The organism is Sulfitobacter sp. HI0129 (assembly GCF_001635395.1).
Lineage (GTDB): Bacteria > Pseudomonadota > Alphaproteobacteria > Rhodobacterales > Rhodobacteraceae > Sulfitobacter.
On sequence record NZ_LWGH01000207.1, the window covers coordinates 1 to 10,236 of the forward strand.

At 66.0% G+C, this 10,236-nt stretch carries 10 protein-coding genes; 4 read left to right on the forward strand and 6 right to left on the reverse strand.

The features are described from left to right. Both A3764_RS02245 and ilvC read right to left on the reverse strand, forming a co-directional pair. On the reverse strand, window positions 1-875 hold an 875-nt coding region (locus A3764_RS02245; protein ID WP_067951111.1), incomplete at its 3' end, for a DMT family transporter. A gap of 109 nt (window positions 876-984) precedes the next feature. Further along, window positions 985-2,007, reverse strand: a complete 1,023-nt coding sequence (ilvC, locus tag A3764_RS02250; RefSeq protein ID WP_067928266.1) for a ketol-acid reductoisomerase — start codon at window positions 2,005-2,007, stop codon at window positions 985-987. Between the two features lie 142 nt (window positions 2,008-2,149). Between ilvC and A3764_RS02255 the strand changes: the two genes are divergently transcribed. The 3 genes from A3764_RS02255 to A3764_RS02265 are packed head-to-tail and all read left to right on the forward strand — an operon-like array spanning window position 2,150 to window position 4,240. Next, complete coding sequence (locus A3764_RS02255; RefSeq protein ID WP_067928268.1) at window positions 2,150-2,605, forward strand: Lrp/AsnC family transcriptional regulator; 456 nt, start codon at window positions 2,150-2,152, stop codon at window positions 2,603-2,605. Next, complete coding sequence (locus A3764_RS02260; protein ID WP_067928271.1) at window positions 2,602-3,057, forward strand: Lrp/AsnC family transcriptional regulator; 456 nt, start codon at window positions 2,602-2,604, stop codon at window positions 3,055-3,057. The genes A3764_RS02255 and A3764_RS02260 overlap by 4 nt, the downstream gene beginning before the upstream one ends. A gap of 43 nt (window positions 3,058-3,100) precedes the next feature. Then, on the forward strand, window positions 3,101-4,240 hold the full coding sequence (locus tag A3764_RS02265) for an aminotransferase class V-fold PLP-dependent enzyme (RefSeq protein ID WP_236627993.1): 1,140 nt from the start codon (window positions 3,101-3,103) through the stop codon (window positions 4,238-4,240). On the opposite strand, the gene A3764_RS02270 is transcribed toward A3764_RS02265, so the two are convergent. Beyond that, on the reverse strand, window positions 4,237-5,433 hold the full coding sequence (locus A3764_RS02270; RefSeq protein WP_067928338.1) for a UbiH/UbiF family hydroxylase: 1,197 nt from the start codon (window positions 5,431-5,433) through the stop codon (window positions 4,237-4,239). The two genes, A3764_RS02265 and A3764_RS02270, sit on opposite strands and share 4 nt — an antisense overlap. A 9-nt stretch (window positions 5,434-5,442) precedes the next feature. Beyond that, the gene (locus tag A3764_RS02275) at window positions 5,443-6,090 is read right to left on the reverse strand and encodes a pyrimidine 5'-nucleotidase (protein ID WP_067928275.1); all 648 of its coding nucleotides are present in this window, start codon (window positions 6,088-6,090) and stop codon (window positions 5,443-5,445) included. A 97-nt stretch (window positions 6,091-6,187) separates the two neighbouring features. Between A3764_RS02275 and A3764_RS02280 the strand changes: the two genes are divergently transcribed. Beyond that, entirely contained in the window at window positions 6,188-6,844 is a 657-nt protein-coding gene (locus A3764_RS02280) for a GntR family transcriptional regulator (RefSeq protein WP_067928277.1), read from the forward strand. On the opposite strand, the gene A3764_RS02285 is transcribed toward A3764_RS02280, so the two are convergent. After that, window positions 6,792-8,771, reverse strand: coding sequence for a glycosyltransferase (locus tag A3764_RS02285; RefSeq protein WP_067951113.1), 1,980 nt, complete (start codon window positions 8,769-8,771; stop codon window positions 6,792-6,794). The genes A3764_RS02280 and A3764_RS02285 overlap by 53 nt on opposite strands. Window positions 8,772-8,868: 97 nt before the next feature. Continuing rightward, entirely contained in the window at window positions 8,869-10,026 is a 1,158-nt protein-coding gene (carA, locus tag A3764_RS02290) for a glutamine-hydrolyzing carbamoyl-phosphate synthase small subunit (RefSeq protein ID WP_067928284.1), read from the reverse strand. Window positions 10,027-10,236: the final 210 nt, after the last annotated feature.

Here is a 10,236-nt window from a genome sequence, read left to right on the forward strand (position 1 = left end):
GCGACGCCGATCAGGATCAACCCCATCGCCCAGATGAGCGAGGGGGGCAGCGGTTCCGACAGGATGAGAGCGCCCAGCACCACGGACCACACCGGCACCTGATAGTTCACGAGGCTCATGAAGACCGGCCCCGCGCTGCGCACCACTAGCACCCGCAGGAAATTCGCGGCCGCCGTGGGAACAAGCCCGAGGAAGGCCAGCACCCAGAGGATATCCCCCTCCGGCACAGGCGGCACGCCTTCCACGGCCAAAGCCAGCGGCAGGCTGAAAAAGGCACCGATGATCAGCAAAACGCTGGCAAGGCCAATCGGATCGACCGAAGGCAAGCGCCGCATCAGGATGGAGCCGACCGCATAGCATCCCGCCGCCGCCACGCAGGCGATCCGGCCCGGTGTCTCCAGTGCGGTACCGGTGGAGTCGAAAGCCTGCGCGCCGATCAGCACGACGACGCCTGCGAAACCGATCACGAAACCGATGCCCCGCCGGGGGGTAAGCCGTTCCCCCGGAACGAAGAAATGCGCCAGCGGCAGCACGATGAGCGCGACGGAAGCCATCGAAACCCCGGCGAAGCCGGCGGTCACATATTGCTGACCCCATGCCAGCAGCGCAAAGGGCACGGCGGAACTGACCGCGCCGATGGTCACCAGTGCGGCCAGATCGCGGCGCGCCGGGGGTGCGTCGAAAAGGGCGAAGCCGCGCAGGCTCCAGACCGCAGCCATGACCACGGCGGCGAAACCGACCCGCGAAGCCGCCACCCAGAAGGGCGTCACCCCAGTGAGCGCGATTTCGGTCACCAGAAATGTCCCGCCCCAGACAAAGGCCAGAAGGGCGACCATGGCCCAGCTTGCGGGCGTGATCCGGGGCTGCGGCGTCATGCGAGACGGTCCTTTGCGTGTGCCGGTTCGTGAAACGCGAAGGGCCCCGGCGGTGCCGCCGGGGCCCTCGAGGCGGGCCAGAAGGCCCGCCCCACCTGTCCAATCTGGATCAGTTCTTGGCCTTGTCCACCATCTTGCCTGCGGAAATCCACGGCATCATCTCGCGCAGTTTCTGGCCGACCTGTTCGATCTGGTGTTCGTCGTTGATCCGGCGAGTGCCCTTGAAGAAGGGCTGGCCCACGGAATTTTCCTGCATGAAGTCACGCACGAACTTGCCGCGCTGGATATCGTCCAGAACCGCTTTCATCCGGGCTTTCGTCTCATCGTAGGGCAGGATGCGCGGGCCGGAGACATATTCGCCGTACTCCGCGGTGTTGGAGATCGAGTAGTTCATGTTGGCGATGCCGCCTTCATAGATCAGGTCCACGATCAGCTTCACCTCGTGCAGGCATTCGAAATAGGCCATCTCGGGGGCATAGCCCGCTTCGACCAATGTCTCGAAACCCATGCGGATCAGTTCGACCAGACCACCGCAGAGAACCGCCTGTTCACCGAAGAGGTCGGTCTCGCATTCCTCGCGGAAGTTCGTTTCGATGATGCCCGAACGCCCGCCGCCGATGGCCGAGCAATAGGACAGGCCGATTTCCAGCGCCTTGCCGGAGGCATCGTTATGCACCGCCACGAGGCAGGGCACGCCGCCGCCCTTGGTGTATTCGCCGCGCACGGTGTGGCCGGGGCCCTTGGGGGCCATCATGATGACGTCCACGCCTTCCTTGGGTTCGATCAGGCCGAAATGCACGTTCAGACCATGGGCAAAGGCAATGGCGGCACCTTCGCGGATGTTGTCATGCACGTATTTGCGGTAAGTCTCGGCCTGAAGCTCGTCGGGCATGGTGAACATGATCACATCGGCCCATGCGGCGGCTTCGGCGATTTCCATGACCTTGAGGCCCTCGCCTTCGGCCTTCGCCTTGGAGGCGGAACCTTCGCGCAGGGCGACGACGAGGTTCTTGGCGCCGCTGTCGCGCAGGTTGAGCGCATGGGCATGGCCCTGGCTGCCGTAGCCGAGGATCGCGACCTTCTTGTCCTTGATGAGGTTCACGTCGCAGTCGCGGTCATAGTAAACGCGCATGATTTGGTCCTTTCGGGATGTATTGGTGTCTCTCTGGCTGCGCACCATAGTAATCCGACCGCGATTGGCCATTGGTATTTCATGAGTATTTGTGAAAGGGTGAAGAAGTTTATGCGCGAAACTTGCAAAAGACGTAAAATCAATGCTCGATGACCTTGATCGGCGTATATTGCGGTACTGGCAGGCCGATCCCAGCCTCACGCCGGGGGAACTGGCCGAGCGCAGCGGCTCCACCCCCGGACGGGTGGCGCGACGTATCGCGCGGCTTGAGGATCGTGGCATCGTCAAGGGGGTCGCGGGCGTGGTGGATTGGGCCGTGCTGGGCTATGCGGTGGAAGTATCGCTGAGGATCACGCTGGACAAGACGCAGCCCAATGCCTTCGACGAGTTGATGGCCGAGGCGCGCAAGGTGCCCGAGGTGATCGAGATGCAGACCTTTCTGGGCCGGGTGGACCTGCGCCTGTCGGTCATCGCGCGGGACATGGCCCATTATCAGGACATCTATCGCAGCCGTATTCTGACCCTGCCGCATATCGCCGATATCGAGGCGCTGATGCATGTGGCGCGGATCAAGTCGAAGGAGACATTGCCGCTGTGATCGCGCTCGATGAGACCGACCGGGAATTGATCCGCGCGTTGATGCGCGACGCGGCCCAAAGCACCGCGGCGCTGGGGCGGGCGCTGGGCCTGTCCCAGCCCGCCACATGGCGGCGCATCCGCCGGCTGGAGGAGGCGGGCGTCTTTGCGGGACGGCGTCTGCGGCTCGATGCCGAGGCGCTGGGGTTCGGGGTGACCGTGTTTCTGGGGGTAAAGCTGGCCCGGAAGGGGCGGGTGAGCCTTGAGGATTTCGAACGGGCCGTGGCCGCCATACCCGAGGTGCAGACGGTGGAACATGTTCTGGGGCTTTATGATTACCGCCTGCGCGTGGTGGCGCGCGACCTGCCTGATTTTGAACGGGTTCTGCGGCGGCGGATCATGACCTTGCCGGGTGCCGGTGAAGTGGAAGCCAATGTGCTGCTGAGCGAGGAACGGCTTGCGGGTCCGCTGTGACCGGGGCAAGCTGCGCCGTGGCGATCAAACAATGGAGTATGAGATGAGCAAGGTTGACCCTGACGGATTGATGGAATTCTCGGTGGTGTTCACCGACCGCTCGCTCAATCACATGTCCGCCGCGTTTCAGGAGGTGATGCGCGACATCTCCTCTATGCTGCGCAAGGTCTATAACGCCCATGCGGTCGCCGTCGTGCCCGGGGGCGGCACCTACGGCATGGAAGCGGTCGCCCGGCAATTCGCGCGCGGGGCGGAAGTGCTCGTGGTGCGCAACGGGTGGTTTTCCTATCGCTGGAGCCAGATCATCGAGACAGGAGACCTGACCGGCAATGCGACGGTGATGGCCGCCCGTCCCACGGGTAACACCGCGCCCAGCCCCTTCGCGCCCGCCGCCATTGAAGAGGTCACCGCCGCCATCCGCGAACGGCGCCCCGCGATGGTCTTTGCCCCGCATGTGGAAACCTCGGCTGGGGTCATTCTGCCGGACGATTACCTGACCCAGCTGGCCGAGGCGGCCCATGAGGTGGGTGCCTTGCTGGTGCTGGATTGCATCGCCTCGGGCAGCGCGTGGATCGACATGGAAGCGCTGGGCGTGGATGTGCTTATCTCCGCCCCGCAAAAGGGGTGGAGCGCGTCGCCTTCCGCCGGGTTGGTCATGCTTTCGGCCCGGGCAGAGGACAAGTTGGCCGAGACCGCATCGGACAGTTTCGCGCTCGATCTGGCGAAATGGCGCAGTATCATGAAAGCCTATGAGGGCGGCGGCCATGCCTATCACGCCACCATGCCCACGGATGCCCTGCGCGGGTTCCGCGATGCCATGCGCGAAACGATGGATTTCGGGCTGGAGGAGGCCCGCGACGCGCAGTGGCGGCTGGGCGACGGGGTGCGGCAGATGCTGGCGCGGCGCGGGGTCGTTTCGGTTGCGGCGCAGGGGTTCGGCGCGCCGGGCGTGGTTGTGGGCTATACCGATGACCCGGAGGTGCAGTCGGGCCGGGCCTTTGCCGCCGAGGGCATGCAGATCGCGGCGGGCGTTCCGCTGCAGGTGGGGGAGCCTGCGGGCTTCAGCACCTTCCGGCTGGGTCTTTTCGGTCTGGACAAGCTGCGGGACGTGGATGCCACGCTGGCCCGGATGGAGCCTGTCATCGACAAGGTGTTGGGCAAACCCAAGGCCGAAGCCGGTTAACGCAGGCCAAGGCCCATCTGCATCAGCAGGCGCCGTACCGGTGCCATGGAATAGAGCGCATCAAGCCCCAGCGCGCGGGCATCCCGCGCCAGCGGGCTGGAGGCCTGGCTTGCGCGGTTGAGCAGGTCGATCCCCTGTATCCGCAGGGAGACCTGTGGATGGCGCTTGCTGTGATAGGTTTCCAGCAAGGTGACGTTGCCCGGATCGATCCTGTCGGATTGCGCCAGTTCCAGCAAGGTCGCGAGGTCTGCAAGGCTCAGGTTCAGGCCCTGCGCGCCGATGGGTGGCAGCACATGCGCGGCCTCTGCGATGAGTGCGACCCGTTCACCGGACATCCGCGCCGCCTGTTGGCTGATGATCGGCCAGAGCGCGCGGGGACTGGCCAGCGTAAGCGGCCCGAAGATATGGCTGCTGCGGTCGGTCATCTCCGCTTCAAAGGCGGCGGGGTCCAGCTTTGACCGGCGGACCTGTTCCGGGCCGTCATCCATCCAGACCACAGCGGAGCAGGGCATGCCGCCCCGGTCCGGCAGGGGCACCAGCGTGAAAGGACCGCCCGTGCGATGCACCTCTGTCGAGACATCGTTGTGAGGAATGGGATGGGTGACAGCGAAGGCCAGCGCCTTCTGCCCGTAGCGGCGGGTGCTGACCGGGATGCCCGCAGCCTGCCGCATGGGGCTGTCGCGACCGTCCGCCGCCACGACGAGCCGCGTGCGGATACGGCTGCCGTCATCGAGTGTGACGCGCGCCTCGGTGGTGCGCGCCAGTAGACCGGCGGCGCCGACGCCGGGGCGGAACCGGACGGTGTCAAGCTCCCCCAGCCGGGCCACCAGCACGCGGCGCAGCAGCCAGTTGGGAAAATTCCAGCCGAAGGGTTGGTCCGATATATCGGCGGCATCGAATTCGCGTACAACGCGGGCGCGCCCGTCCTCCCCGCCCGCATCGATGATACGCATCACCTGCAGGGGGGCGGCCTCCGGCGCGAGCGCCTGCCACAGGCCCGCGGCTTCCAGCACCTGCCGGGCCGGTTGCAGCAAGGCGGTGGAGCGCATGTCGGCACCTGTGGCCTCGCCATCTGTCACCGGGGCCGCGGGATCGACGCAGAGGACCGAAAAGCCCGCGCTGCCGAAAGCCGCCGCCGCCGTTAGCCCGGCGATACCTCCGCCGGAAACCACAATGTCGAAATCTTCGGTCATACCGCCCACTTAGGGCGCAAGCAGGCGGAGGAAACCACCCAGATCATCGGTATGATACTGCACATGTTCGCCCGGGTCGCGGGCGGGGGACACATGCACGGTGCGCATGCCCATGGCGTGCGGCGCGGCAAGGTTGCGGGCGTCATCCTCGAACATGGCGGCACAAAGCGGATCGAGCCTGTCGGCGGCAAAGACCGTATCGAAGGCGGCGCGCTCAGGCTTGGGCAAAAAGCCCGCGTGTTCGACCCCGTAGACCGCATCGAAGAGACCCGAAAGCCCGCGGGCGGCCAGCACCCGTTCGGCGTAGGGCGCGCAGCCGTTGGTATAGACGATGCGCCGCCCCGGCAGGTCACGGATGCGCGCGGCAAGCTCGGCATCGGGCAGCAGGCTCTCCATCGAGATGTCATGCACATCCTCAAGGTAGGGCGCCGGGTCGACCCCGTGTTCTCGCATCAGGCCTGCCAGCGTCGTGCCATAGGTCTGCCAGTAATGCAGCCGCAGGCGATCCGCCTCCGCCCGGTCGACTTTCAGCGCCTCCATCACCCATGCGGTCATGCGTTGTTCGATCAGGTCGAACAGGCGGGCCGAGGGCGGATAAAGCGTATTGTCGAGGTCGAAGACCCAGGACGTGACATGTGAAAAGGCTTCTCGCGGCATGGTGCCGTGGTAGGCCGCCCCGCCGCGCCGCGCAAGGGCGGAGGCTTGCGCATATGGTCGCGGCGGGTAAGGTTGCGCCACTTGCAGGGACAGACAGATGACAGCACCGAAACCCGGATCGACCGACGCCTATTCCATGATCCTCGACGCGATCGACGTGGGGATCTATCGCCCCGGGGACCGGCTGGTGGAAAGCGAGCTGGCCGACCGCTTCGGCGTGTCGCGCACCCCCGTCCGCGAAGCCTTGCAGCGGCTCGAGACCCAGTCGCTGCTGGCGCGGGACGGGCGCAGCCTGATCGTGGCCTCATTGGATCACAACCAGATGGCGGAACTTTACGTGGTGCGCGGCGCGCTGGAGGGGTTGGCCGCCCGGCTTGCGGCGCGTCACGCCACCGCGGAGGAGGTCCGCGTCCTGCGGGAAATGGTGGAGGCGGACGACGCGCTCAAGGATCGTCCTGCGGCGCTGGCGCGGGCGAACCGGCGGTTCCACCGCCAGATACATCTCGCCTCGCACAACCGGTTCCTGGTGCAGCAACTCGACCTCGTGCATCGGTCTATGGCGCTGATGGCGACCTCCTCCCTCGCTGTGGAGGGACGCGGTGCGATTGCACAGGCCGAACACGACGAGATCGTGCGCCGGATCGAAGCCCGCGACGAGGACGGCGCGGATGCGGCGCTGCGCACCCATATCTCCGTCGCCTTCATGACCCGGTTGAAGCAAGAGGCGGCACAGTCGCAGGAGGCGGAGGAGTGACGCTGGCGCGGGGTACGCCCACCGCTTTTGGTGCCGTGTGCCGGGCGGCAGAGGGCAGGGCGGGGGAAAGCCCGTGCTGGGTCTTGTCCCAGTAGAACGGCGCCATCACGAATTCAGCCAATGCCTTGAACGCGGCTGCCGTCGCAAGGGTGAAGTACACCGGCAGCACCGGCACGAAGGCCAGCAGCCCGGGCCGCCCCGAATGCAGCGCCGCATAGGCCGCCATGCCGAGGTTCAGCACCTCGGCAAAGACGAAGAGCCCGATGAGCGCCAGCATCACTCCTTGCCCCAGCACATCGGCGGCGGGGTGGGGGATGCCGAAGGGCATGACCCAGAAGGACCACAACAGCGGCGCGAGCAGAAATTGCGAGAACGTCGCGAGGAAGAGCGTCTGCACCCCCAGAAACCGGAGCGCCCCCAGTTCGGACCAGAGGCGCGCCGGGCGGCGCATGTGCACGCACCATGTCACGAGAAAGCCCTTGAGCCAGCGCGATCGTTGCCTGACCCAGGGCCATGGCCGGGCCGTGGCTTCCTCAAAGGTGGCGGTGTGCATCAGTTCCGTCCGGTAGCCGTGCCGGGCGAGCCGCAGGCCCAGATCGGCGTCCTCTGTGACGTTATGGGCATCCCAGCCGCCCAGTTGCTCCAGCCGGTGGCGGCGGAAAAACAGCGTGGTGCCCCCGAGCGGCAGGACAAACCCCAGCCGCGCCAGTCCCGGCAGCAGCACGCGCCACCATGTGGCATATTCCAGCGTGAAGCAGCGGGTGATGAGGTTCCTGCCCGTATTNTAATAATCGAGCACACCCTGAAGGCAGGCGACATCGGGGGCGGCGCGGTGAAATTGCTGCACGACCCGTTCCAGCTGGTCGGGGGCGGGGGCGTCTTCGGCATCCCAGACCCCAATGATATCGCCCGCGCAGAAATTGAGCGCGTAGTTGAGCGCGCGGGGTTTCGTGCGTAGCCGCGACGCGTCCGGCACTTCCAGAACACTCATCCACGGCGGCAGGGCGGTGCACCGCAACGCCTCCCGGGTTACGGCGTCGTCCTGTTCCAGCACCAGCACCACGTCGAGCAACGATTTGGGATAGGTCAGACGCGTGAGCCGCTCAACGAGGTGGCAGGCGATATTCTCTTCCCGAAAGAGCGGCACCAGCACCGAAACCCGGGGCAGGCGGAAGCCATCGCCCCCGGGGGCGGAAGACGCAGGCCCTCCTTCGGCCTGCGCGGGCGCGGTCAGATGCGCCACGAAGGCCGCAGCCTTGAGTGCGACGCAGAGGGCGAGCGTCAGGCTGGCCCAGAGGATGCCCAATGCCAGCGTCCACCCCGGCGCGGCGGCGGCGCACAGGGCCAGCAGCGCCGCCAGCCCCCCGGCCCATGCGATGCGCCGACGGTGATTGACGGCCCATCCCCGGCAGCTTTCGGCGGCGGGAACGCGCGTCGCGGCGGCAAAGGCCAGTTCATCGCCATAGAGCCGACCGATCGTGCGCACGATATCTTCCTGCGTTGCCAGAACCGGGAGCATTCGCTGCCCCTCCGGCCCCATGCTGGCGCGCAGCTCGTCAAACAGGTCGGGCCTGTTGGTCGCCACAAGAAGCAGACCGTCCGCCTGTTTCCACGGGGTGACGCCGTGGCGCAGGCAGACGGAAACCGGCAAGCGGCGCGCAACGGAAATCTCGGGCGGCTTTCGGTCAAGGTCGATGACCCGCAGCCCGTTCTGCCGAGCAAGCCCCGCCAGCAGTTGGGCTTCGGTCAGCAATCCCTCAACCAGCAGCACTTCACCCAGCAGCCTGTCCATCCGGCGCTGCAGGATCAGCGCATGGGCAAGATCCGCCTGCGTGATATGCCCCAGTTCGACAAGGCATTGCCCCAGCGTCCGCGGCGGAGCCCGCGCCGCGCGCGCATTCGCGAGTTCCAGCGAGAGGTTGATCATGCGGACCTGCCAATTCCTTCAATGCCGAAGGAAGGTGGCAGAGCTTGGTTAATCGTCTCTTAATGCCCGGGAAGGCCGGAAGGGTCGAAGAGCCAGATCAGGCGGCGCGGTCGTCCATGGCGGCGGCGAACCTTTCAAACAGGTAATAGCTGTCCTGCGGGCCGGGGCTCGCCTCGGGGTGATGCTGGACGGACCATACCGGCCGCCCCTCCATCCGGATGCCGCAGTTCGACCCGTCGAACAGCGACACATGCGTTTCGCGCACCCCGGCGGGCAGGCTTTGGGAATCCACCGCGAAACCATGGTTCATCGAGGTGATTTCGACCTTGCCGGTGTCGTTGTCCCGCACCGGATGATTGGCCCCGTGATGGCCATGGCCCATCTTGACGGTCCGCGCCCCCAGCGCGATTGCCAGCATCTGGTGGCCAAGGCAGATGCCAAAAACCGGCAGCTCCGTCTTTTCCAGCACATCGCGGATCATCGGCACCGCGTAGGCGCCCGTGGCGGCCGGGTCGCCGGGACCGTTCGACAGGAAGACGCCGTCGGGGTTGTGGGCCATCACGTCCTCGTAGGTGGCGCTGGCCGGAAGCACCGTCACGTCGCAACCGGCGGAGGCGAGGCACCGAAGGATGTTGCGCTTCGCGCCGTAGTCCACCGCGACGACCTTGTGGCGGGGGTTGGTCTGCTCGGCAAAGCCTTCGGGCCAGGCCCAACGCATTTCATTCCAGCGATAGGATTGCGCGCAGGTGACATCCTTCGCGAGGTCCACGCCTTCCAGCCCGGCGAAGTCCCGTGCCGCCTTCACCAGTGCTTCGATATCGAAGTTGCCGGAAGGGTCATGGGCCAGCGCGGCATGGGGTGCGCCAGCCTGCCGGATCGCGCGGGTCAGGCGGCGGGTGTCCACACCTCCGATAGCGATGCGTCCGCGCCCCGCCAGCCAGTCCGACAGGTGCTGCGTCGCGCGCCAGTTGCTGGGCTCGGTCGGCATCCATTTGACGACCATGCCCGCCGCGACCGGATCGCCGGTTTCGTCGTCCTGCGGGTTGGTGCCCACGTTGCCGATGTGCGGGAATGTAAAGGTAACGATCTGACCGGCGTAGGAGGGATCGGTCATGATCTCCTGATAGCCGGTCATGGAGGTGTTGAAGCAAAGCTCGGCCACGGTCTGGCCGGTGGCGCCGAACCCCATGCCGTAGAAGATTGAACCGTCCGCGAGGGCGAGGCAGGCGGTCGGGCGGGAAGCGGGCGCGGACATGGGGCAGACTCCGGCGAATGGAAAGGGGGCAAACGGGGCGCAATCTAGTTGGGGCGCCAGCCGGGGTCAAGGGGCCGGGCGATCATATAAAACTAGCGAAATCATCATCTTATCTGAACGCGCAGGTATAGTTGCCTCGCAGGGAGTTCAGGGTGCAGGCAGGTCCGGCCCCTCGTCCAGCGGTGCCATCAGGTCGACGATCTGGTCGCG

What these genes read in the sequence shown, in the direction of transcription:
- ilvC (WP_067928266.1), bottom strand. Translation starts at nt 2,007, where the DNA reads ATGCGCGTTTACTATGACCGCGACTGCGACGTGAACCTCATCAAGGAC.
- A3764_RS02255 (WP_067928268.1), top strand. Translation starts at nt 2,150, where the DNA reads ATGCTCGATGACCTTGATCGGCGTATATTGCGGTACTGGCAGGCCGAT.
- A3764_RS02265 (WP_236627993.1), top strand. Translation starts at nt 3,101, where the DNA reads ATGAGCAAGGTTGACCCTGACGGATTGATGGAATTCTCGGTGGTGTTC.
- A3764_RS02270 (WP_067928338.1), bottom strand. Translation starts at nt 5,433, where the DNA reads ATGACCGAAGATTTCGACATTGTGGTTTCCGGCGGAGGTATCGCCGGG.
- A3764_RS02275 (WP_067928275.1), bottom strand. Translation starts at nt 6,090, where the DNA reads ATGCCGCGAGAAGCCTTTTCACATGTCACGTCCTGGGTCTTCGACCTC.
- A3764_RS02280 (WP_067928277.1), top strand. Translation starts at nt 6,188, where the DNA reads ATGACAGCACCGAAACCCGGATCGACCGACGCCTATTCCATGATCCTC.
- carA (WP_067928284.1), bottom strand. Translation starts at nt 10,026, where the DNA reads ATGTCCGCGCCCGCTTCCCGCCCGACCGCCTGCCTCGCCCTCGCGGAC.